Below are 23,411 nucleotides of genomic sequence, written 5' to 3'. Positions count from 1 at the left end.
TAATATGAAAATTTCAAATAAAATATATTTATTTATTTTGACTATGCTATAATATTAGAGATTGTCAGAGTTTGGAAGGAGAACAATAAATGGCTAGAGATATTGGAATCGACTTGGGTACAGCCAATGTGCTTATTCACGTTAAAGGTAAAGGAATCGTCCTAAATGAACCTTCAGTGGTAGCAGTAAATACTAAAACGAATGAAGTATTAGCCGTAGGAGAAGAAGCATATAAAATGGTTGGACGTACTCCTGGGAATATTCGTGCAATTCGTCCTCTACACGGAGGAGTAATAGCTGATTTTGATATCACTGAGGCTATGCTCACTCACTTTATTAACAAACTAAATGTAAAAGGATTTCTATCAAAACCAAGTATTTTGATATGTTGTCCAACTAACATCACTGCTATTGAGCAAAAAGCAATAATAGAAGTTGCCGAAAAAAGTGGTGGTAAAAATATCTTTCTAGAAGAAGAACCAAAAGTTGCTGCAATTGGAGCGGGTATGGATATTTTTCAGCCTTCAGGAAATATGGTTATCGACATTGGCGGTGGAACTAGTGATATAGCTGTGCTTTCAATGGGAGGAATTGTAACGAGTCGCTCTTTAAAAGTTGCTGGAGATGTGTTAGATAATGATATTATTCAATATGTGAAGAAAAAACATGGATTGTTAATAGGAGAAAGAACAGCTGAAACCATAAAAAAAGAGATCGGAACTATTTATGATAGTGGCAAAGATGAAGAAATGGAAGTTCGTGGGCGCGATATGGTTTCTGGACTACCTCGGACTGTTCCGATAACTTCTAAAGAAGTTCTAGAAGCAACGAGAGAATCTATGATGTTGGTCGTTCAATATGCAAAAGATGTATTGGAACAAACACCACCGGAGTTGTCTGCAGACATAATCGATCGTGGAATAATCTTGACAGGTGGAGGAGCATTGATAGATGGAATAGATTTGCTGTTTTCTGCGGAATTAAAAGTTCCTGTATTTGTAGCAGAAAACCCACTCGATTCAGTTGCTTTGGGAACTGGGATTTTATTAGAAACTATTTCAAAAAACAAAAAAAATAAATTTTAAGTGGTAACATATAGTGGGAAATAGTGAGATTTAAATGAGGTGAAAAGAATGGACTCAAAGGATATTGTGCGTAAAATGGGATTTTTTTTACTGAAATTTGTTGGGATTTTGCTGATTACGACACTTGTATTCGTTGGAGGACTAATGCTAGGCTATGGGATTTTAGGTGGGGGCGAACCCACAAATATACTCAAATCTGAAGTATGGCAACAAATATATAATTATTTTATTCCATAAAAATACTTTCTTCTCTTCTTTGCGTATCTAAAGATAGATCAAATAAAGGAGAGAAGGATATGAACAAAACTTGTGTAATTGGTAGAATCGTCAGAGAAGTGGATATAAAGGATATTGGTGATAACCATCAAGTTCTGAATAATACGATTGCAGTGCAACGACTTTACAAAACAAACGGAGAAGACCAAGCTGATTTTATTCCGTTTACAGCATGGAATAAAACAGCCGAGTTAATTTCTGCCCATTGTTCTAAAGGTGATTTAATCGGATTAACAGGAAGAATGCAATCACGTTCCTATACAAACAAAACTGAGGAAAAAGTTTATGTGATCGAAATGGCTGTAGAAGAAATCCAATTTTTACAAACAAAAAAAGAAAAGCAAGCATTAGTTTTTTAGATAATTCCTTTTTCACTCATTTGGATAAAACAAAAAGACTTGGATTATTCCAGGTCTTTTTGTTTTATAATCAAGGTAGAGAAAATAATACTGTGCTTACTCTATTTCGTTTGGTACTAAAATAAATGAGAAGCATCATATGAATAATATAATCCTGTCAAATTAAAGTAACTGCTTTATTGAACAAATGAAAATAGTGATATATGAGGAGATAATCATGGAAATTTTAATGATAGAAGATAACGAATCAGTATGTGAAATGATCGAAATGTTTTTTTTGAAAGAAGAATGGCAAGTAGTCTTTAGTCACGATGGTAAAAAAGGCTTAGATATATATTTTGCGGATCCTGAGAAATGGGATTTAGTCATCTTAGATTTGATGCTTCCTACTTTAGATGGAATAAATGTATGTAAAGAAATAAGAAAATCAAAAAGCACGGTCCCAATCATTATGTTGACCGCTAGAGATACGGAGAGCGACCAAGTAATCGGGTTAGAAATTGGAGCAGATGATTACGTCACAAAACCATTTAGCCCGTTAACTTTAGTAGCAAAAATCAAAGCACTTATGAGAAGGACCAACCAGTTTTATAAACAGTCCGAAGAAAACAAGGAGTTGTCAGATGATATAGTTCAAACGACATTTTTGACAATGAGCGTAAAAACACACGAGACAACCCTATATGATAAGGCACTGGATAATTTGACGCCTAAAGAGTTTGACTTACTGTATACAATGGCGAAAAGTCCGAAGCAAGTCTTTTCGCGGGAGCAATTATTGCAAATAGTATGGAATTATGAGTATTTTGGAGATGAAAGAACCGTAGATGCGCATATAAAAAAATTAAGACAAAAAATTGATACAATCGGACCACAAGTTATTCAAACTGTTTGGGGTGTGGGATACAAATTTGATGATTCGGGTGTAGAAAGATGAGATTGCCCTATTTTTATCAACAAATGCTAGGATTCCTTGCAGTCATTTTTACAATGCTAATAATAACCGGTTTTTTTCTATTACAATTTGCACGAAATACAGCACTCAACGATACGGAAGAAACTTTATTTTCTTATGCAGAAGCACTAGTTGAAGAAAATTTAACGTTAATTGAACTTGGAAGGGCTCAAAATCTTTTATCCAATCAAGATGTAATGATTACAGTATTTAATGAAGAACAGGCAATGATTTATCCCCAACTACCCAATTATGATGCTCCTAGTTTAAACGAAGAAAGTCTCAACAATTTAAAAAAAGGGGAAAGACTTTCATTGGCAATTTACCAAAATGATATTTTAGGAAATAGTCAAGAAAGTGCTATTATTTATTTACCTTTTTTTCAGAGTGGAAATCGCGATTTTTCTGGGTACGTTGCTGTGAGTGCTCCTGTTACATGGATAGATGAAGAGATGACGGAATTACGAGAGAACCTAATGTATACTTTACTTATTTCTGCAATTGGGTCTATAGTAATCAGTTTGTTATTTGCTCAATATCAAGTGAAACGAATCAATAAATTGAGAACAGCTACACATGAAGTTACTGAAGGGAACTTTTCAATCCGGCTTGATCATAAAGATCGCGATGAGGTCGATGAACTTGCGGCAGATTTCAATACAATGATCAACTCATTAGAAGAATCCACGATTGAAATTGAAAGGCAAGAAGAACGACGGAAAAACTTTATGGCAGATGCTGCTCACGAGATGCGAACCCCGTTAACGACCATCAATGGATTGTTAGAAGGAATGGAATATGAAATCATTCCTGAAACACAAAAAAAACGCAGTATTCAACTAATGAGAAAGGAGACAGCCCGTTTAATTCGATTGGTGAATGAAAATTTAGACTACGAGAATATACGAGCGAATAAAATTCAATTACACAAACAAACTATTCGAGTCAAAGAAGTTTTTCATACAGTGGCTTCACAACTATCGGAACAAGCGGAAGAATCAGGAAATAAAATAGTGGTCGATGCAGAAGATAATTTAGTTGTTTATGCTGATTATGATCGGTTGATACAAATTGTTTTCAATTTAGTGAAAAATTCGATCCAATTTACTTCAAATGGAACAATAATTTTAAAAGCAAAAGAACAAGAGGAGTATACGATTATATGTATACAAGACAATGGACTAGGTATGAGCGAAGACGAACAAAAAAATATTTGGGATAGATATTACAAAGCTGATTTATCAAGGAGAAATACTAGATTCGGTGAATCCGGATTAGGTCTTTCTATTGTTCAACAATTGATTTCATTGCATGATGGAAAAATACAGGTAGAAAGTGAGTTGCAGAAAGGCACAACCTTTATAATTCATCTCAAAAAAAAGGATAATTAAAATAATTCCTTTTTTATTGACTCCTGATCAAGCGAATAAACCAATCCGAAAAGCAAACAATATCTGAATTTATTGAGATGCAAATTGGAAGAGGAGAGAATGAAAAAGATTGGCGTTAAAAAAAAAGCGGGAATACTGCTCATTCACCTTGTGAATTAGACAGTATTCCTGCTTTTTTTATTATTATTATGGTTGTATCTTTTCAATCATTTGGTTTTCTAAGTCAACTGGTTGATCCAATTCTTCATTGTTATTTTCGGGTGCATTCGTTTCATATAAAGGAGCAGTCGTTTGTCCATTATTTTGTTCGATCAATGTTGTTGACTGATTTAATTCATTTCTTAAATGAGAAAGTTGATTGATATAACTATATTCAGTCTCTTCAGCAGTTTTCAAAACTTCTGGAGTATAAAATCTGAGTAAATCTTTCATTAATATACTGTCAGAAGCAGCTAGTTCAGCACTAGCATGCGTTTTAATATCATCGATTTCTTTTAATTCTTCACCTGATAAGTTTCGAAGTAGCTCGCCAGTTTCTGTGTTGTAAATTGTCTGTCCTATAATAGTATATTTCGGGGTGATGATATTGCCGTTTCTTAAAGGAACAATTGGATCATGTTCCGGAGAAAAGACATCCGTTCCCATAAAAGTATAATCCTGGGTTTCGATACCTAACAAATGTAAAACAGTCGGTAATATATCGGTTTGAGAAGCGAATTCTTCATGTATTTGTCCATTAGTTTCACCGGGTATATGGATCATAAAAGGGACTCTTTGCATCATAGCATTATCGTAAGCATCCCAATTCATAGAATATTTATCCAATAAAGGAGCTAAAGATGGATTTCTCATATCTGATATACCATAATGGTCACCATATAAAACAAAAACTGAGTCTTCATATAAACCTGATTCTTTTAAATAATTGAAAAACTCTTCTATAGCTTCGTCCATGTAATGTGCTGTTACGAAGAAGTTGTTAATAGTTTCATCGTTAGTATCTGCTTTAGGGAATGTAGCATTTGCTTCGTCTAACGGGAAAGGAAAGTGATGTGTAACAGTTAAAAATTTAGTGTAAAAAGGTTGTGGCAATTGTTCTAAATACTGAACAGATTCTTGGAAGAATAATTTGTCTTTTAGTCCGTACTCCATTGTACGACCTTCATCCATGTTATAGAAACCTGAGTCAAAAAAGTAATCTACACCCATTGATTGATAGGTATCGTTTCTATTCCAGAAAGATCCTACGTTGCCATGAAAAACTGCTGAAGTGTAGTCCTGTTCAGCTTCTAATATCTTTGAAGCTGATTGAAATGTGTTTTCAGAACCTACTTGACTGAAAGCACCACCCTGAGCTAATCCGTATAAAGAGTTCTCAGCTAACATTTCAGCATCAGAAGTTTTCCCTTGGCCTGTTTGGTGGAAAAAGTTATTGAAACTATGAGTAGCTTCATCATTAAATAATTGATTGACAAAAGGCATGACTTCTTGGAGTTCGCCATTTTCATCTTCTAATTGATAATCGATCAAGAATTGCTGTATACTTTCCAATTCAATGTAGATTAGATTTTTTCCAGCTATAGAACCAAACATGTCTGGGTCAGGTTGAGCGTGATGCTCCTGTACATAATTAAGAACAGTACTCATATCAGATTCATCTGCACTTGCTTTGATTTGATTATTTTGAAGTGTTTTGTAACTGTCATACCCTGCATAAAAATTTATGCCTAGGTATTTCACGATGTAGTTCCTATCAAATGTGCGTGTTAGAAGCTGAGGTCTATCAATTTCAGCTAAAGTTAAATTACCTACAAATAACAGAATTGCACTTGTAAGAACTAGTATGGGCTTAAGCTTCGTTGCCTTTTCAGTTGAGTCACTTCTTTTTGTTTTAAATGCATAAACTGCTAAGAATAGAAAGTCGCCCCAGTATAGCAAATCCTGTGGTTTGAAAAGTGCTAGAGAAGAAGCAAATAATCCACCGGAAACATTTCCGGATCCAACTATCGTTCCAACCGTTAGAAAGTCAGTAAACTCGCGGTAATACATGATATTTGAATAGAGCAATAGAGTGAGCAGTAAATAAATGAATAAAAGTGTCAGTTTACTTTTTTTCTCACCTTTAATAAATAAAGTAAAGGAAAAAAGCAGGAGTGGTATGCTTAGAGGATTAATAAATAGTATTAATTCTTGCAGAGTTCCTTGTACTCCTAAGTTGAATTCAAGTTGATAACTAAGGTAAGTTTTTAACCAAAAAAGCACCGCAGCGAACAGGACAAAGCCTGTTTTGTTTTTTATATAATGATGTATTGTTCTCATTTTAAGGTAGACCTCCAAATTTTACTGTTTAAGTAGTGTAACATATTTTACAATTAATTCATACTAAGGGCGATTTATAAAAATAGTGTAAATGGCACTATATCTTTATTATAAAAGGAATGGTAAAAGTATGCTATACTTCTTAAGTAGTATTTTTTGGTGAATCGAAAGAGTTTCTGAAATTGATAACTATAAACAGTTTATATGAGGAGAATAATTATGAATAAAGTAAAAATCAGAAAAATTGGAGCACAAAGAATTTTAAGTGGTTCGCCTGTTATAGAACCTCTTGATTTCGCAAAAAAAGTTGAAAGAACTGAGGGGACAATCGTTTCCCTATTTGACCAAGCTAACCAATTTGTAGCAAAAGGATATATTGGAGCAGAAAGTAAACATGCCGGATGGATTCTAACTAAAGATCAAACAGAAGAAATAGATACAGACTTTTTCGTACGTGTATTCAAAAGGGCAAAAGGAAACCGCCAAGCATTTGAGTTAAATGAGGATACCAATGCCTATCGTTTTTTGAATGCAGAAGGTGATGGCTTAGGTGGGTTGACTATTGATAATTACGCCGGTTTTTATGTATTTTCTTGGTACAATGAAGGAATTTACAAGTGGAAAGATACCATAATAGAAGCTTTCACTAAATCCGTTCCTGACTTCAAAGGTATTTACCAAAAAATACGCTTTTCAATGGAAGAAAAACCCGAAGATTTTGTAACTGGGAAAAAAGCAGAGACACCGTTGATTATTAAAGAAAATGGAATCAAATATGCTGTTTACCTGAATGAAGGGCAAATGACTGGGATTTTTCTTGATCAACGCAATGTTAGAAGGAAAATCATGGAAGAATACGCTGTAGGTAAAACCTTTTTAAATACATTTAGTTACACTGGAGCGTTTTCAGTAGCCGCTGCAATGGCTGGTGCTACTCAGACTACTAGTGTCGATCTAGCTAATAGAAGTTTAGAAAGAACTACAGAACAATTCGAAGTAAATGGACTGGACCCTGCTGATCATTTTATACGTGTAATGGATGTATTTGATTATTTCAATTACGCAAAGCGCCATAAAATGACATTTGATGTTGTTGTTTTAGATCCACCAACATTTGCACGTTCTAAGAAAAAAACGTTTAGTGTCGAAAAAGATTATGTGAAATTAATCGAAGAAGCTATTCAAGTTACAGAAAAAGATGGAGTGATCATTGCTTCCACAAATTCTTGGAAACTAAAAAGCGAAACCTTTGAATCATTTATTGAAGAAGCTTTCCACAATCAAAATGCAAGATATGAGATTGAAGAACAATTTAGCTTACCTGAAGATTTCAGAACCAATCCGTATTACTCTTATGGAGATTATTTGAAAGTGATGTTTATAAGAAAATTATCATAATAGAATAAACAAAAAAGAAGCTAAGAATGTTTTCTTAGCTTCTTTTTTTTATTGCTTCTGTGACTGAAAGTATTCTCTTACGTCTTCCCAATTGTTGACACGGATAAATTCGGTGTTTTTTTGGTTTAAAGAAGAAGAAAACAGTAAGCCTGTTCCATTGAATCGTTTCAATTGACGGATAGAATCATCAATCAAATAGTCTGCTTGTATTATTTCTTTATTGCCACAGAATACAAACTGTTGTGGGTGAATGAAAGGGAAATGTTCCTCCAACCATTCATACTTGGCAGAAAAAGTTTTAGGTATATCCATGGCCGCTGTTGCAATGTAAACAATATAGTCTTCCTGTAATTCTTTGAGTACCATTTGAGCATTTTTTATGACTGGTAAATTCCGTACAAATTCGTACGTATTTATATACGGATAGAGTTCCCGGATAGTCATATTTAAATCAACTTCAGGATGATCGACAAGATAAGCCTCGGCATCATCAAATTCTACTTCGTATTCTCTTTTGAATAATTCAACAAATGGAACTTCCATGTCTGCTAAAACTTGGTCCATATCTACAGCAATGATTTTTTTGGGCATAATGGTCTCCTTTATTCTTTTTTCTAATTATAACGGAAGAAATCAAAAAATAAAAAGAGAAGCAATAATAAATTTGAATCTCCTATCTCCACTAAGCTTATGCTAAAATAAGGTGAAGAGAATATTACGAGAAAGTTTAGGTGGAAATAATGGCGTATATAGAAGTGAAAAATGAATACAAACGGTATAAATCAGGTGAGACGATCGTCGTGGCTAATGATGGTATTACTTTTGAAGTTGAAAAAGGTGAATTTGTAGTTATAGTGGGACCAAGTGGAGCAGGGAAAACAACCGTCTTAAATATATTAGGAGGTATGGATTCTGCCGATGAAGGAGAAGTAATTATTGACGGGACGAATATTGTAGGATTTAATGAAAAAGGATTAACTACCTATAGAAGAAACGATGTGGGGTTTGTTTTTCAAAACTATAATTTAATTGCTAATCTAACCGCCAAAGAAAATGTTGAAATGGCTGCAGAAATTTCTGCTCATGCTTTGGATGCAGAGACTATATTAAAAGAAGTCGGTTTGGAGCATCGGATGGATAATTTTCCGGCTCAATTATCAGGAGGAGAACAGCAGAGGGTAGCTATTGCTAGAGCACTCGCGAAACAGCCCAAACTTTTATTATGTGATGAGCCTACAGGAGCCTTAGATTTTGAAACAGGAAAACAGGTTTTGAAATTGCTAAATGAATCGAAAGAGAACTATGGAGCAACAGTTATTGTTATCACTCATAACCGGGCAATAGCCCCAATGGCTGATCGGGTCATAGATATCAATAATGCCAAGGTCAGAGATGTTAAATTGAACAAACAACCTCTTCCAGTTGCAGAAATTGAATGGTAAGAAAGGGAGACAGGTTATGAATAAAAAAACATTGTGGAAAGATACTTGGAGAGAAATCACGAATACAAAAACACGGTTTTTATCGATATTTGCAATAACGTTATTAGGAACTGCTTTTTTCGCAGGAATAAGTGCAACAGGCCCAGATATGTTGGATACTGCGCGTACTTACTATGCTAAGTATGAACTAATGGATTTGAGAGTACAATCTTCCTTGGGATTGGCAAGTAAGGATGAAGAGGTATTAGCCAATATACCGGATGCAACTCTTCAAACACATTTTACGCAAGATGTAATTATATCGGATACTGGAGATGCAGTAAAGTTGTTTAGCTTTAACTCTTCTGCTCAAGAAATAAATCAATATAGTGTAGAAGAAGGGAAATTACCGACAAAAGTTGGTGAAATAGCTTTAGATGCATCGTTAGAGAATCAGGAAAATTTTATTATCGGTGAAACTCTTTCTTTCAAGACTGAAGATATCCCAGAAGATCCGACAGAAAATTTAAATTACTTATCTTATGAAATTGTCGGGTTTATAAAATCTCCCTTGTATATAGAAAACATAGCACGAGGAAATACCCAGGTAGGAAGCGGGTCTTTGGATGGATTTGGAGTAATTCATGAAGACAATTTTTCAATGGACGTAAAAACAGAAGCCTTTATTCAATTTGATCAGCCAAGTGAAAGCCAGCTAGCCTATAGTACAGGATATGAGGAAAGTATTGAAAAGAAACAAGCAGAGATAGAAAAACAACTGGAACCACGACAAGCTGGCCGACAACAAGAAATTAGAGATGAGATTCAAGAAGAAATAACAAAAGGTCAGAATGAATTAAACGAAGCAAAAGAAGAATTAGAAAATGCTGAAAAAGAACTTCAAGATGCACGTGAAGAATTAGATCAGGGTTGGCAAGACTACGAAGATGGAATGGATGAATTAGAAAACGAAAGAGATGCAGGACAAACTGAATTAGATCAGGGGAAAGTACAAATTGAAGAAAATAAGCGAGAACTCGACCAACAAGAGTCTGAGCTGAACCAAGCACTAGCAGAAATTGAATCTGGAAGGGAAGAGCTAGAGGAAACAAAGCTAGCTTTAGGAGGATCGACTCCTGAAATACAACAACTTGAAGAAGAATTGAATGCTAGAGAAATTTCTGTTCGCCAAGGGTTAAATCAAATTCAACAAGGGAAAGCTGAAATTCTTCAACGTGAACAAGAGTTGACTAATGCACAAGCACAATTAAACTTTGAAATAGCACAGGCTAAAACTGAATTGGAAAATGCGCGCCAAGACTTAGAAGAAGGTGAACAAGAATATTCAGAAGGTAAAGCAGAGTTTGATACTGAAGCAGAAGAAGCAAGAATAGAAATCAGTGAAGCAGAAGAAGACTTAGAGAAGGCCAGAGAAGAAATGGCTGATGTACCGGAAGCAGAATTTTATGTTTTGGATCGCACCTCAAATCCAGGCTACTCTGAATTCGAGGATAATTCCAACCGGATTGCTTCTATTGCTCAGGTATTTCCAGTGTTTTTCTTTTTATTAGCCGCGTTGATTTCGCTGACTACCATGACAAGAATGGTCGATGAAGGAAGAAACCACATTGGAACGTTGAAAGCTTTAGGTTATTCAAATGGGGCCATAGCAACAAAATACTTTGTCTATGCTTTCGTTGCAACTATAATGGGATCACTAATTGGACTGGGGATCGGTTATTATCTGTTCCCTTCAGTTATTTTTGACGCGTATGGGTCCTTATACAACTTACCATCCGTAGAAATCAATTTCTTTTTAAATTACTCGCTCATTTCCGTTTTTGGTGCGTTATTAGCCACGGGTGGGGCTACAATAGTAGCTGTTAGAGTAGCTTTAAGAGCAAACGCAGCAACCTTATTGCGTCCGAAAGCCCCCAAAAAAGGAAAGCGGATATTCTTAGAACGTATTCCTTTTATCTGGAATCATTTGAGTTTTACAAGGAAAGTTGCTGCCCGGAATCTGTTCCGTTATAAAAGAAGAATGCTAATGACAATCTTTGGAGTAGCTGGGTGTACTGGATTGATTTTGACAGGATTTGGGTTATCAGATTCGATATCAGATATCGCAGATCTACAATATGGGAAAATCAATCAATACGATGCCATCGTTGCCTTAAATACAGATGCAACTGAGGAAGAATTAACTGAATACGAAGAAAAATTAAACCAAAATGATTCGTTTGAAGAAAAATTCTCGACTTATCAAAACTCTATTACAATAGAAAATGAAACAGAAACAAACCAAGAAGGAACGCTCATCGTCCCCAAGAATCCGAATGATTTATCACAATTTATCTCGTTGAGTGATATTGAAACCGACGAAGAATATGAACTGACTACAGAAGGAGTGCTTATTTCACAAAAAATAGCTGAACTTCATGGGTACTCTAAAGGAGACGAACTCACAATAACCAATGCAGATAATCAAGCAACTAACTACCAGATAGAAGGTATATTTGAAAACTATTTAGGTCACTTGGTTTATGTCCATCCTACTCTTTATAATGAATTAAATGAAGAAGAGCCAGAATGGAACACTGATCTATTGCTTTTGAATGATAACGTGAATGAGGATGAACTGGGAGAAAGCATTTCGAGTTTAGACTCAATACTTGGCATAACTTTTATTTCAATGGTATCTGATGTATTTATAGGCACGTTAGATAGCTTAGGAGTCGTTACGATCGTCTTGATTGTTTCAGCTGCTTCATTAGCCTTTGTTGTTTTATATAATCTTACAAATATAAATGTGTCCGAAAGAATCCGTGAATTGTCTACAATTAAAGTGCTTGGATTTTATGACAAGGAGGTCACTTTGTATATCTACAGAGAAAACCTCATGTTAACTTTGATGGGTACTGTAGCTGGGCTAGGATTAGGTGTACTTCTCCATCAATATGTTTTGAAAACCGCAGAATTGGATCAAATGATGTTTAGTCGAATAATAAATTATTCAAGTTTTATTTATTCTTCAATCTTAACCTTCTTATTTTCGTCCATAGTGATGATTGCCATGCATTATAAATTAAAACATGTGGATATGATCGAAGCATTGAAAACTATCGATTAAATAGACTATATAAACAAAGGTGAACGGGGGTGCCTACCCCGTTCACCTTTTTTATTTTTATGAAATAGGCTTCTTGTTATGGGTCTTTAAAGGGATGTATGATAAAATAAACTTGTGTGAAAGCGGTTAAAGGAGGATCCGAGATTGCAGTCAATAAGGAAAAAAAAAGTAGTGATCCTATTTGTTGTTCTCCTATTCGTCGTTGGAACAATAGGATATCGGAATTTGCTAAATGTAAATTGGATCGATGCGTTATACATGACGATCATCACAATTTCTACTGTAGGATATGGAGAAGTTGCTCCTCTGACAACAGATGGGAAAATCTTTTCGATTTTGTTGATTCTCTTCAGCATGGCCATTATAGGTTATGGAATTACTACCCTTGCAAGTTTTATATTTGAAGGAAACATGCGAGAAGTTTGGAGGAAAAGAAAAATGAAAGAAAGAATTGAAAAGATGAATAATCACTATATCGTTTGCGGTGCAGGGAAAACTGGCTCTTATGTGATAGAGGAACTCATTGAAAAAGGGGAAGATTTCATTGTTGTCGAGCGAGAAAGTGATGTAGTCGAACAATTGATGGCGAGGGATATTCCTGTGATTTTGGCAGACGCCACAACAGATGAAGCTTTAATAAATGCAAATGTTAAAAAAGCAAAGGGACTGGTGTCAGCCTTATCTTCAGATGCGGATAATTTATTTACTGTTCTCACGGTGAGAGAATTAAACGAAAAAATCACCATTGTTTCTAAAGCTCTAGACAGAAGATCAAATGATAAGATATTAAGAGCGGGAGCGAATAAAACAGTTTTACCAGATGAAATTGGTGGGAGACGAATGGTTTCTATGTTATTGAGACCATCAGTTATGGCCTTTTTAGACACCATTACTTATGCTGGGGAAATCGAATTAGATTTGGAAGAGATTCAAATTCTGACTGGATCTAATTTGATCGATCAAAGCTTACGTACCGCACAAATACCGGAAAAGACTGGACTAATTGTGATTGCGATAGAGAAAAAACAAGATGGCAAAATGATTTTTAATCCGAGCTCTGCAGAAATATTAAAAGACAAAGATACACTAATTGTTTTAGGCAAACAAGAACAGGTAAATAAACTGAGTGATATTGCTTCAGGTGATCGATCAGTGAAAACAATAAAAAGAGGGAGGGAATAAAAAAGTTGGAGTCGATATTCAACATATTGTAGATACCGGATATAGAGGGGTCGCTCTATATTTAAATAGTTTAGAATTATCTAGAGCTATTCGTTGAGATCGACATGCCATTCAACCAATTTCACGTTCGATGAATCGTTAAATAGTGTACAAAACGGAATTCGATGGGGAGTAAACTGTTTTTGCCGTTTACAGGATGAACAAAAGTGAAATGAGGAATTACAAAAAATATAAAAGAGAAGTTTTCTTTTAATTGGAGGTAATAGTATGTATGTGGAACACTATATGACAAAAGATGTTATCACTGTTAGTGAGGATACTAGGGTACTGGATGCTTTAGATATCATGGAAGGGAATAACTTTCATCGGTTGCCAATAGTTCGTGATGGGAAATTAATTGGCTTGATATCAGAAGGAATAGTTTTGGAAAATTCTCCTGCCCGTGCGAATAAAATGAGTATCCATGAAATAAATTATCTACTTACGAAAACAACGGTTTCTCAAATCATGACTAAAGATGTGAAGACTGTTTCAAAAGATACCTTAATAGAAGAAGCAGCAACTATTATGAGTGATAACAATATAGGCGTTTTACCAGTTGTAGATGAAGAAAATCATGTGATTGGTATTATCACAGATAAAGATGTCTTTAAAGCTTTTATTGATTTGACTGGCTACAATGAACGAGGCTCACGTTTGATCTTGGATATTCCTGAAGATCATCCTGGGATATTAGAAGATATAACTAATATTTTAGCTGAATCAAATACGAGTATTACGCATATTTATGTTCATCGTATTGCCAAGGATTTTTCTGAGGTGACCATTCAACTAGATACTGAGGACGCAAGTGAAATTGAAGAATTATTACGTTATGAAGGGTATTCAGTTAAAAATTCTATTGCAACTACACCAGTAGACAAAGAATAGTGCTTGGAAGAAGAAAAAAGAGAGTGGAAAAAAACGTTCAGACCCGAATAGAGCTCCACATATTTTATCCGTGAAGTGGCAGTCGGGTCTGTTTTTTTGAGCACGTTTTAGAAAGTAAAGTATGTGAAATGATTAGAGGCTGGGACTTTTTCCCCAGCCTTTTTATCTTTGTTAAAAGGGTTTGTGCTTACTTAAATTCATGTCCCACTCCCGAGAAAGTGTATCCATTATTTTAGTTACATCTTCAGTCAAATCCATATAAGGTCCGGAAGAATCGTTTGCAACTGCATCCGTGAATGCTTGTATTTCATATTTCATAGCTTCTTTAGTATCTCCCGCAGTGATAGTTTCGGATTTTCCGTTTGAATAGGTAATAGTAGCTTTGTCTGCACGTGGATAATCAGTGATAGTGATGTATGCATCTTCACAAACGATTACACCTTGTTTGGGCATCTTTGCTCGGAAAGATAAAGACAGGGTCCCCACTTCATTTTCTTTGTTTTTTAGTAAAGTACTAGATTGCTCATCCACACCTGTAGGGTATAAATCAACCGTCGTAGATAAGATATCTGGATTACTACTCATGAAGTAACGAATGAAACTGAGTGCATAAACGCCAATATCAAGTAAAGCTCCCCCACCTAAATCCGGATTGAAGAAACGATTGTTCTCATCAGCAGGTTTGTAGCTACCAAATAAAGCATGCACCATTTTCAGTTTGCCGAAATCATTTTGTTGGATTTTCTTTTTCAACAATTGATACAGAGGCATATGGTAAATTGTCATAGCTTCTGCTAATAGAACATTATTTTCCTTTGCACAGTTGATAGCTTCCGTAAACTCACTGTAATTGACCATCATCGCTTTTTCGCTAAAAACATGTTTCTTCTGTTTTAATGCTGCTAGAATATGTTCGTAGTGAAAACTATTGGGTGTAGCAATGTAGATAACATCAATGTCAGGATCATAAAAACACCCTTCATAGCTTCCGTAAGCCTTAGGTATTGCATGTTTTTCTGCAAAATCCTGCGCCTTTTGGAGATTTCTAGAACCGACTGCGACGAGTTCTGCATTTTCAACTGAAAAATTTTCAGCAAAACTATGAGCGATATCTCCTAACCCAATTATTCCCCATTTGATTTTTCTCATTTTTCTTTTCCTCCTACTTAAATTTCTCATGTCATTTACATCTTACCAAAATAGATTGAAAGGGGAAACAATCCGATTGACTATACACGTATTAGGTGTAAAATAAAAGAAAAGAAACCAGTTTAGGAGTGAGGATCATGAATGAAGCTTTTGTAGCTATAGTCGTTTACACGATAAAAGAAAAATATACTTCCGAAAAAGCTTTCTATCAATCGCAATTAAATATTTCCCCTCAAAGTTGGGATCGTTGGAAAAAAGGAGAGCAAGGTTTAAGAAATGAGAACATCGAAAAGATAATGACGCTATTTACTGATTATGAGGGGATGTTGGTGAAGAAAGTCGCACGGAATGCTGATATAATTCCTGAAGTCAAAATGAATCCTATAGAGGAATTTGTAAACATGAAAGTCCATGTTGCACAAAAATGGATAAAGAACGGAATTGCTCACGTGGAATTTATTCAAGAAGATGAAGAAGAATCATCAAGCAGAAGAGAATCTAGTCAACTACTCCGAATTGAGGTAAATTACGACTTTTGGAGTTACAAAGATCGCATTGAATTTAGACTAGCTAATATTGAACGCAAACCATTAGAGATGAAGAAAAAAGAGTTGTTGGAATGGATAAATGAAAACCTCTTTGAATTAACTATAATAAAATAAGCGTCCCCCAATCAAAAACGAAGAGAGTGAGGAAAAATTTCAGGACTCTCGATTTTAAATACCTATTATTTTCTGGAACAGGCTCCAAAAGGCAGACCCGACGTCCACTTCACGAATACTCTTCGACAGTCTACGACTATCCTACGTGTATCCGCCCAGGGATTCGGGTCTGTTCGCCTTTTGGAGCGTTCTTTTTTGTATGGGGTTTTAGCTTATTTAAATCTTTGTCTAAGTAGATAGTAAGGACTACTTTAATAATTTAAAATAAATAGTATAATAAGGACTTCAAGTATTTTTAAATGGTGTGGAGGAAATGTTTATTAAAAAGAAAAAAAGAAACCAACCAAATGGTTTGATTTATTTATTTTTATTTCTGGTCATTTTTTTTATTGCGCTGGTCGGTATTGATTCCATTCATTCGAATGAACGGGAAGAATCGGTTAGTGAGAGTGACTTCATTGATAAGTTCAGCGAAGAAGCAAAAAGAATTCAAATTCAACACGGGCTATTTCCTAGTGTGACCATTGCCCAGGCAATTCTAGAATCTAACTGGGGAAAAAGCTCTCTTTCTCAAGAAGAAAATAATTATTACGGAATTAAAGGGTATTCAAACACTAATGAACGTCTATTCACCACAAAAGAATATACTGAAGAAGGATGGATCGAAATTAAATCTGAATTTCGCAGTTATGATAACTGGCGTGAATCCATGTGGGATTATGCGGACTTGATTGTAAATGGTACGCAGTGGAATGCAAAGCAATATCAAGCAGTTCTTGAATCTGAAAATTATAAAGAGGCTGCCTATGGATTAGTTGCATCCGGTTACGCTACCGACCCAATTTATGCCGAAAAAATCATTGAAATCATTGAACAAAATTCATTGAATCAATACGATTGAGTGTAATAAAGGAATGTAATGGAGGTTAAAAAATGGAAAAAAGAAGGACACCGGTCATTACGACTGCTTTACGGAAAGGATACATTGCTGTTCCTGAAGCAATCAAGAATGCAAGTGGGATCGTTATCAATGGAAAACGATTTAAATCATTGTTGTTTACTACAGATGTGGCGATCATTATGAATAATGACGCTCACGGCATAATGGCTGTTTATCCTTTCACGCCGCACCCAGGAATCATCCAGGCAATCACTTCAGTATCTACCACACCTGTTATGGCTGGCGTAGGAGGCGGGTTAACTCATGGAGTACGGTCGGCCAATATCGCATTATTTGCTGAAGCCCATGGATGCATGGCCGTAGTTGTGAATGCACCAACTCCAATTGAAACGATTCGTGCAATCGAAGAGACAATAGATATACCAATCATTTGTTCAGTGGTCTCAGAATATACTAATATAGAAGAACGGTTAGAAGCAGGAGTAGATATTGTTAACATAAGCGGCGGAAAAGAGACCGCAGGAATAGTAAGAGCGATTCGTAAAAAATATCCTGATTTACCTATTATTGCAACTGGCGGACCGACGGAATCTTCCATTTTAGAAACAATCGAAGCAGGTGCAAACGCAATTACGTATACACCACCTGAAAACGGGCAATTATTTAGTCAAAAAATGGATTACTATCGTGAAGCAGAAGAGAAAATTTTTATCGAAGAACAGACAAATAGTTAAGGGAGCCGATGAAGTGGTCAAAAAAAATAGAAATAAAAAGCAAACCAATGTTTTTGTAAAAGTCGCAGGAGTGATCTTGCTCCTCCTACTCATTGTCTTTTTGTTTTTCCAGTGGAGCGAATCACGTAAAGAACAAGAACAAAAAGAAAGAATTGCCCATTTCGTTTCGGTATTGGAAGAGCGTAAATATGATGAGCTGGGCCAGTTTTTTTCTGAGGATTCCCTTCAGGGAAACGAAACAACCCCCGAGGCAGTCAGTGAAAGAATATCCACGATTTATGACGGTATTGGGGTATCTGAAATCAGGATCGATGAAGATATCGAACTAACTGGGGAAAACCTCCCCTTGACTTTCCAGTACAAAGCCACCTTTGAAACGGCTCTAGGGGAAATAGAAGGGGTTACCTTTGAGAGCCAGTTGATCGAACAAGAAGAAGGCTATTTCATAAATTGGAATCCGAATTTGTTGTTTCCGGAAATGAAAACAGGAGACACTGTTCGATTGAACAAAGAAAAAGGAAAAAGAGGAGAACTTCTCGATCGCAATGGAAATTTGCTGGCAGGAGAGGGGAACGCTTATCAAGCAGGTCTTTATCCGGGGCAACTGGGAACAGGCGATGAAAAAGGAGAGGCCTTGGCGACTATCAGTGAAGAACTTCTTGTTGACAGGGAAGAATTGGAAAGACTTCTCGAACAAAGTTGGGTCACTGACGATAGTTTTGTGCCTGTTACTATTGTAGAGGAAGGAAACACACCCGAGTTAAATGGCATTATATATCAAGAAACCACGACCCGTGTGTATCCACTGCAAGAGGCAGGAGCCCATCTGATTGGATACATAGGGAATGTGACTGCTGAAGATATCGAAAAAAATCCGTCTTTGACTGAAACAGATCAAATTGGGAAATCTGGTTTAGAATTTCAATTAAATGATCGTTTGTCCAGTCAAGAAGGTGGCTCTATCGTTATCCTTGATGAAGAAGGCGAAGTCAAAAATACTTTGATTTCTCGCGAAGTTGAAAATGGAGAAACAATTGCACTCACAATCGATGCAGAGAAACAGAGATTAGCGTATCAACAATTAGAAGGGGAAAGAGGAGCAGCTGTTGTCAGCCATCCCCAGACGGGAGAATTAATGGTTCTGACCAGTTCACCGGCTTACGATCCGACAAAAATGATGCGTGGACTGACACAAGATGAATACACTGAATATCTAGAAGATGAAGGACAACCTTTCCTCAATCGATTTACCTCACTCTATGCACCAGCTTCAACATTTAAAATGGTAACAGCTGCAATCGGACTGGACAGTCAGACGATCGACCCAAAAGAGGCGCTGACCATTGAAGGAAGCCAGTGGACAAAAGATGAAACTTGGGGAGATTATGCAGTTGCGCGGGTCAATGCAACACCTACTCAAGTAAATTTAGAAGATGCTTTAATTTATTCGGATAACATCTATTTTGCCAAACAAGCGATCGAAATGGGAGCAGAAACACTGTCAGAAGGACTACAACGTTACCCATTCAAAGAAACAGTTGATTTGCCTCTATCCATGGAAGCAGCTCAGCTGTCAAATTCAGGCAGTTTGGATACCGAATTGTTATTGGTCAATACAGCATATGGCCAGGGAGAGCTATTAATGAGTCCGATTCACCAAGCTGTCTTTTATAGTTCTATTGGGAATAAGGGCAAACTAGTGTACCCGAAATTGTTGCAAGGATCAGAGGAATCTGAATCCAAACAAGTTGTTTCTAGTGAAGCTGCTGAATGGGTGAAAGAAGCCTTGAAAAAAGTCATTACCTCCGACAATGGAACGGCGAAAACTCTCGATGGATTAAATAGAAACTTTGCGGCCAAAACGGGTACGGGAGAATACTTTGATGCTGAAATGGATGAGAATGCCATTAATGGATTCGTCACCGTATTTGATGCCGAGGAAGCAGACTTTATGTTTGTTGGATTTGTAGAAGGTTATTCTGGCGGTGAAGTGGCCGAATTGTTTAAAGATTCATTGGTCGAACTAGATAATAAGAATTAAAATAAACAGCTTTGTAGAAAACAAGAAAAACTGCTATTTTTGGTTGTTTGTGATAAAATGTAAAAGAAAATAAAATAAAATTTGAATGGAAATAGAAAAAGGAGTAGGTAAATAAATGAACGCAGACCCTGGGAGTACGTCGCCCTTGACTGGGCAAATTATTCTCATCATCATATTGACACTTATCAACGCATTGTTTGCAGCAGCTGAAATGGCTTTTGTTGCATTGAACCAAAGAAAAGTTGAACAGATGGCAACGGAAGGAAATAAGAAAGCACGCAGAGTCATGCATTTATTGGATGAAGCTGATGACTTCTTATCTACTATCCAAGTAGCGATCACATTAGCTGGGTTCTTAAACAGTGCTGCCGCAGCTACTAGTGTAGCTTCGCGGATCGAGCCATTATTTGGCGGAATTACCGGGGCATATACATTATCTGTTGTGTCGATTACGATCATTATTTCTTATGTTACTTTAGTGTTTGGGGAACTCTTCCCTAAAGCCATTGCCTTACAAATGCCGGAAAAAGTCGCTCTAGCTACTGGTGGGATGATTTTATTTGTCCAAAGGATAGCTAAACCCTTTATTTGGTTATTGTCCGGTTCTGTGGACATTCTTAAAAAAATAACACCAATCGATTTTGAAGCAAAAGAGGAAACGATGACACGAGATGAATTTCGTGCTTATATAGAGCAAAGCAGACAGCATGAAGTGATCGATATTGAAGAATTTTCTATGTTAAAAGGAGTTCTTTCCTTGGATAATAAAATTGCCCGCGAGGTCATGGTACCGAGGACTGACACCTATATGCTCGACTATGATGATGGAAATGAAGAAAATATTGATAAATTATTGGATATCCAATATTCAAGAGTACCCGTTTATTTCGAAGATAAAGATAATATCTTAGGGATCGTGCATGTTAAAAACCTTTTGAAAGCATCCAAAGAAAAATTCTTGCACGACATCGACTTGAAAGATGTCATGAATGAAGCTTTGTTTGTTCCTGAAACGATTTATATCGATGATTTACTGTACGAACTGAAACGAACCAGAAATCAAATGGCTATATTAAATGATGAATATGGTGGAGTTGTTGGAATCGTCACTCTCGAGGATCTATTAGAAGAAATCGTTGGAGAAATTGATGATGAATACGATGAAACAAGTAACTTGATCGAACAATTGGAAGAGAACCGTTATTTGGTGGAAGGGTCGACTCCGATAGATAAATTCAATGATTTCTTTGGTACAAAAATCTATTCTGAAGATGTCGATACGATTGCAGGATTCTTTATAACCGAATATGGAAATATTCCTCAAGAAAACGAAGATGTGTTTATCAAAATAGACAACTATTTATTGCAGGTAAACGCAATAGAAGGAACACGGATCCTCAATATATTCGTTGAAAAATCAGATGAAGAGAATCAAACTGAACAAGAAAGTGCTAATGGAGAAGAAAAGAAGAAGTCTTGAAGAATAATAAAATGGCATTCAGTTTAAATTGAAAGAAATTGAGTGAAAGAAGTAGTGCCTGAATAATTGAAACACACAATTTTGGGCCTTGCTCAATTTTGTGTGTTTCCTTTTATTCTCAATTTCACTCAAATCATATTATATTAGGAGGAATAAGTTTGTCTTTGGATTGGCCATTATTGTTATTGATTTTTATGATCAATGTTGTGTACGTTACCCTCAGTACTATCCGGATGATGTTAACGATGAAAGGGTATCAATCGGTTGCCCCCATTATTGCTATGATTGAAGTGACTATATATGTAATCGGACTGGGATTAGTATTAGACAGATTGGATAATGTATGGAATATAGTAGCCTACGCTTTAGGTTACGGAGTCGGAATTTATACAGGAATGAAAATAGAAGACCGACTGGCTTTGGGTCACATCATGGTGACGGCTATCGTGCCAGAAGAGAATGTGAATGTATCTGAAGAGTTGAGAAATAGAGGATATGGAGTCACCACTAGTCATGCATATGGAAAAGAAGGGAATCGTTATGTCTTAGAGATCCTCACTCCGCGATCGAATGAACGAAAACTATACAAAGAGATAAGTGTAATTGAACCCAAAGCATTTGTCATTTCATATGAACCGAAATATATCAGTGGCGGTTTCTGGACAAAGCGTGTGCGTAAAAACCATCTGAATTTAGGTGAAAAGAAAAAGAAACTTTCATCCGAAGTAGAGCAATCTTTGAAAGAAAGTGAAAAAAATAGAGTTCAACAAGAGGCGGACGATACCAAAAAATACCAAGAGGAAGCAAGTCAGTACGGAGCGCAATCATCAGAAAAGGAAGGTCCAGTTAAAGAAACGAGGGAGAATCATGACAAATTGGATTGAACCAGGAAGAACGATTGGTATGATCGGAGGCGGGAATCAAGCCTATTTGACTGCACTCGCAGCAAAACGATTAGGCTACCGCATTGGATCGATCGATCCTGATCCAAATTGTCCAATAGCTTCTATAAGTGATTGGATGATAGAAAGTGATTTGGACGATGAGGCAAAATTGATTGAATTAGCGTATAAAAGTGACGTTGTCTTTTACGAAGACGAACAAATGAGTACCGATATTTTAGTACAGATGATGCGAACAGTATCTGTACCTCAAGGAGATGAGCTTCTTTCTGTAGCCCAAGACCGTATGCTTCAAAAATCTTATCTCGAAAATCAGAGTATCAATATAGCACCTTTTGCTACAATAGTAACTATTGAAGATATAGCTGAAGCTATCGAAGGTATCGGTTATCCTTGTATTTTAAAAAGAAACCAGCAAGCACCATTTGATTTTGACTCGCAAGTTTTATATGGAGAAGAGGATATTGGAAAAGCTCGGAAATTACTTAATAAGGGGACCTGTGTTTTAGAGGCCTGGATACCTGCTGAAAGAGAATGTACACTCACAGCAGTCAAAGATTCTGGAGGGACAATTCACTTTTATCCTGTTACAGAGACCTTTCATAGAGATGGGAAACTTTCCCAAACAATTACTCCGGCAAGAATCGAAGAAGAAATGGAAAGAGAAATGCAGGCAGTTATTAAACGAGTCGGCGAAGGGTTGACCTTTAGAGGAGTTTTTGGAGTAGAAGTATTTGTAGCTTCGACAGGAACCATTTACGTCAATGAAGTGCTGGCATTTCCTCATATGGCAGCTGCATATTCTCTGCACACAACAAATATTTCTCAATATGAAATGCAAGTGCGCGCTTTATGTGGCTGGCCCCTTCCCAAGATAGAGTTGAAGGGTCAGACGCTTCTTGTACCGTTTACGAAGAAGCAACAAGGAAAAGTACTCATCCGCCTCCAAAAGAATCCAAATTGGTTTATTCAATTTTATCCAGACAAAGAAAATACAGGTGCATGGACAGGACATTTTGCAATTCAAACTTCTAAAGTGGAAGAAACGCTGAAAATTATAGCTGACATGGATTTATGGAAAGAATAGAAACGAGAA

General features: G+C 36.3%; 20 protein-coding genes and 1 pseudogene. 18 read left to right on the top strand and 3 right to left on the bottom strand.

The window, feature by feature from the left end; translation table 11 throughout:
* The first annotated feature begins 89 nt into the window (after positions 1 to 89).
* From mreB to H626_RS0102625, 5 genes are all read left to right on the top strand, one after another.
* Entirely contained in the window at positions 90 to 1,085 is a 996-nt protein-coding gene (mreB, locus tag H626_RS0102645; protein ID WP_027107956.1) for a rod shape-determining protein MreB, read from the top strand.
* A 48-nt stretch (positions 1,086 to 1,133) separates the two neighbouring features.
* Positions 1,134 to 1,322, top strand: a complete 189-nt coding sequence (locus H626_RS10465; protein WP_035618215.1) for a DNA-directed RNA polymerase subunit beta — start codon at positions 1,134 to 1,136, stop codon at positions 1,320 to 1,322.
* Positions 1,323 to 1,381: 59 nt separating this feature from the next.
* Positions 1,382 to 1,720, top strand: a complete 339-nt coding sequence (locus tag H626_RS0102635; RefSeq protein WP_027107955.1) for a single-stranded DNA-binding protein — start codon at positions 1,382 to 1,384, stop codon at positions 1,718 to 1,720.
* A 217-nt stretch (positions 1,721 to 1,937) separates the two neighbouring features.
* Positions 1,938 to 2,657: a response regulator transcription factor gene (locus tag H626_RS0102630; protein ID WP_027107954.1), complete on the top strand. Its 720-nt coding sequence runs from the start codon at positions 1,938 to 1,940 to the stop codon at positions 2,655 to 2,657.
* The gene (locus tag H626_RS0102625) at positions 2,654 to 4,066 is read left to right on the top strand and encodes a sensor histidine kinase (RefSeq protein ID WP_156883208.1); all 1,413 of its coding nucleotides are present in this window, start codon (positions 2,654 to 2,656) and stop codon (positions 4,064 to 4,066) included. Before H626_RS0102630 ends, H626_RS0102625 begins: the two co-directional genes overlap by 4 nt.
* Positions 4,067 to 4,252: 186 nt before the next feature.
* On the opposite strand, the gene H626_RS10460 is transcribed toward H626_RS0102625, so the two are convergent.
* Positions 4,253 to 6,385, bottom strand: coding sequence for an LTA synthase family protein (locus H626_RS10460; RefSeq protein ID WP_051237719.1), 2,133 nt, complete (start codon positions 6,383 to 6,385; stop codon positions 4,253 to 4,255).
* Between the two features lie 219 nt (positions 6,386 to 6,604).
* Between H626_RS10460 and H626_RS0102615 the strand changes: the two genes are divergently transcribed.
* On the top strand, positions 6,605 to 7,783 hold the full coding sequence (locus tag H626_RS0102615; RefSeq protein WP_211221934.1) for a class I SAM-dependent rRNA methyltransferase: 1,179 nt from the start codon (positions 6,605 to 6,607) through the stop codon (positions 7,781 to 7,783).
* A 48-nt stretch (positions 7,784 to 7,831) separates the two neighbouring features.
* On the opposite strand, the gene H626_RS0102610 is transcribed toward H626_RS0102615, so the two are convergent.
* Positions 7,832 to 8,374 (bottom strand): 5' nucleotidase, NT5C type, encoded by a 543-nt coding sequence (locus H626_RS0102610; protein ID WP_027107951.1) that lies wholly within the window; start codon positions 8,372 to 8,374, stop codon positions 7,832 to 7,834.
* 149 nt (positions 8,375 to 8,523) lie between these two features.
* Between H626_RS0102610 and H626_RS0102605 the strand changes: the two genes are divergently transcribed.
* From H626_RS0102605 to H626_RS0102590, 5 genes are all read left to right on the top strand, one after another.
* Positions 8,524 to 9,225 (top strand): ABC transporter ATP-binding protein, encoded by a 702-nt coding sequence (locus H626_RS0102605; protein ID WP_027107950.1) that lies wholly within the window; start codon positions 8,524 to 8,526, stop codon positions 9,223 to 9,225.
* A gap of 16 nt (positions 9,226 to 9,241) precedes the next feature.
* Entirely contained in the window at positions 9,242 to 12,334 is a 3,093-nt protein-coding gene (locus H626_RS0102600; protein ID WP_027107949.1) for an ABC transporter permease, read from the top strand.
* Between the two features lie 144 nt (positions 12,335 to 12,478).
* On the top strand, positions 12,479 to 13,516 hold the full coding sequence (locus tag H626_RS0102595) for a potassium channel family protein (protein ID WP_027107948.1): 1,038 nt from the start codon (positions 12,479 to 12,481) through the stop codon (positions 13,514 to 13,516).
* Between the two features lie 16 nt (positions 13,517 to 13,532).
* Positions 13,533 to 13,613 carry a hypothetical protein gene (locus H626_RS11830; protein WP_483790085.1) on the top strand — a complete coding sequence of 27 codons (81 nt, stop codon included), beginning with the start codon at positions 13,533 to 13,535 and terminating at the stop codon, positions 13,611 to 13,613.
* A 170-nt stretch (positions 13,614 to 13,783) separates the two neighbouring features.
* Positions 13,784 to 14,446, top strand: coding sequence for a CBS and ACT domain-containing protein (locus H626_RS0102590; protein WP_027107947.1), 663 nt, complete (start codon positions 13,784 to 13,786; stop codon positions 14,444 to 14,446).
* A 171-nt stretch (positions 14,447 to 14,617) separates the two neighbouring features.
* Here the strand turns inward: H626_RS0102590 and H626_RS0102585 are convergent, their stop codons facing one another.
* Positions 14,618 to 15,595, bottom strand: coding sequence for a Gfo/Idh/MocA family protein (locus H626_RS0102585; protein WP_027107946.1), 978 nt, complete (start codon positions 15,593 to 15,595; stop codon positions 14,618 to 14,620).
* Positions 15,596 to 15,732: 137 nt separating this feature from the next.
* Between H626_RS0102585 and H626_RS0102580 the strand changes: the two genes are divergently transcribed.
* The 7 genes and pseudogenes from H626_RS0102580 (at position 15,733) to H626_RS0102550 (ending at position 23,402) form a co-directional block, all read left to right on the top strand.
* A complete protein-coding gene (locus H626_RS0102580; protein WP_027107945.1) occupies positions 15,733 to 16,257 on the top strand; it encodes a hypothetical protein in 525 nt (174 codons plus the stop codon).
* 313 nt (positions 16,258 to 16,570) lie between these two features.
* Positions 16,571 to 17,158, top strand: coding sequence for a glycoside hydrolase family 73 protein (locus tag H626_RS0102575; RefSeq protein WP_035618211.1), 588 nt, complete (start codon positions 16,571 to 16,573; stop codon positions 17,156 to 17,158).
* Positions 17,159 to 17,190: 32 nt separating this feature from the next.
* A complete protein-coding gene (locus H626_RS0102570) occupies positions 17,191 to 17,892 on the top strand; it encodes a beta/alpha barrel domain-containing protein (RefSeq protein WP_027107943.1) in 702 nt (233 codons plus the stop codon).
* Between the two features lie 13 nt (positions 17,893 to 17,905).
* Positions 17,906 to 19,933, top strand: a complete 2,028-nt coding sequence (gene pbp4 / locus H626_RS0102565) for a penicillin-binding protein PBP4(5) (protein ID WP_051237718.1) — start codon at positions 17,906 to 17,908, stop codon at positions 19,931 to 19,933.
* 115 nt (positions 19,934 to 20,048) lie between these two features.
* A complete protein-coding gene (locus H626_RS0102560) occupies positions 20,049 to 21,413 on the top strand; it encodes a hemolysin family protein (RefSeq protein ID WP_027107941.1) in 1,365 nt (454 codons plus the stop codon).
* Between the two features lie 158 nt (positions 21,414 to 21,571).
* A pseudogene (locus H626_RS10455) lies at positions 21,572 to 22,099 on the top strand (DUF2179 domain-containing protein); the annotation flags it as partial.
* A 181-nt stretch (positions 22,100 to 22,280) separates the two neighbouring features.
* Entirely contained in the window at positions 22,281 to 23,402 is a 1,122-nt protein-coding gene (locus H626_RS0102550) for an ATP-grasp domain-containing protein (RefSeq protein ID WP_027107940.1), read from the top strand.
* Positions 23,403 to 23,411: the final 9 nt, after the last annotated feature.

Source organism: Lacticigenium naphthae DSM 19658 (assembly GCF_000425865.1).
GTDB classification, from domain to species: Bacteria; Bacillota; Bacilli; order Lactobacillales; family Carnobacteriaceae_A; genus Lacticigenium; species Lacticigenium naphthae.
Note: the sequence above shows the minus strand (reverse complement) of the source record. Positions and strands in the feature narration are given on the sequence as shown.

Coding starts and splice junctions, on each gene's coding strand:
- H626_RS10465 (WP_035618215.1), top strand. CDS start 1,134: ATGGACTCAAAGGATATTGTGCGTAAAATGGGATTTTTTTTACTGAAA.
- H626_RS0102550 (WP_027107940.1), top strand. CDS start 22,281: ATGACAAATTGGATTGAACCAGGAAGAACGATTGGTATGATCGGAGGC.
- H626_RS0102575 (WP_035618211.1), top strand. CDS start 16,571: ATGTTTATTAAAAAGAAAAAAAGAAACCAACCAAATGGTTTGATTTAT.
- H626_RS0102570 (WP_027107943.1), top strand. CDS start 17,191: ATGGAAAAAAGAAGGACACCGGTCATTACGACTGCTTTACGGAAAGGA.
- H626_RS0102615 (WP_211221934.1), top strand. CDS start 6,605: ATGAATAAAGTAAAAATCAGAAAAATTGGAGCACAAAGAATTTTAAGT.
- H626_RS0102635 (WP_027107955.1), top strand. CDS start 1,382: ATGAACAAAACTTGTGTAATTGGTAGAATCGTCAGAGAAGTGGATATA.
- H626_RS0102590 (WP_027107947.1), top strand. CDS start 13,784: ATGTATGTGGAACACTATATGACAAAAGATGTTATCACTGTTAGTGAG.
- H626_RS0102610 (WP_027107951.1), bottom strand. CDS start 8,374: ATGCCCAAAAAAATCATTGCTGTAGATATGGACCAAGTTTTAGCAGAC.
- H626_RS0102605 (WP_027107950.1), top strand. CDS start 8,524: ATGGCGTATATAGAAGTGAAAAATGAATACAAACGGTATAAATCAGGT.
- H626_RS0102630 (WP_027107954.1), top strand. CDS start 1,938: ATGGAAATTTTAATGATAGAAGATAACGAATCAGTATGTGAAATGATC.
- H626_RS0102625 (WP_156883208.1), top strand. CDS start 2,654: ATGAGATTGCCCTATTTTTATCAACAAATGCTAGGATTCCTTGCAGTC.
- H626_RS10460 (WP_051237719.1), bottom strand. CDS start 6,385: ATGAGAACAATACATCATTATATAAAAAACAAAACAGGCTTTGTCCTG.
- H626_RS0102585 (WP_027107946.1), bottom strand. CDS start 15,595: ATGAGAAAAATCAAATGGGGAATAATTGGGTTAGGAGATATCGCTCAT.
- H626_RS0102560 (WP_027107941.1), top strand. CDS start 20,049: ATGAACGCAGACCCTGGGAGTACGTCGCCCTTGACTGGGCAAATTATT.
- mreB (WP_027107956.1), top strand. CDS start 90: ATGGCTAGAGATATTGGAATCGACTTGGGTACAGCCAATGTGCTTATT.
- H626_RS0102600 (WP_027107949.1), top strand. CDS start 9,242: ATGAATAAAAAAACATTGTGGAAAGATACTTGGAGAGAAATCACGAAT.
- H626_RS0102580 (WP_027107945.1), top strand. CDS start 15,733: ATGAATGAAGCTTTTGTAGCTATAGTCGTTTACACGATAAAAGAAAAA.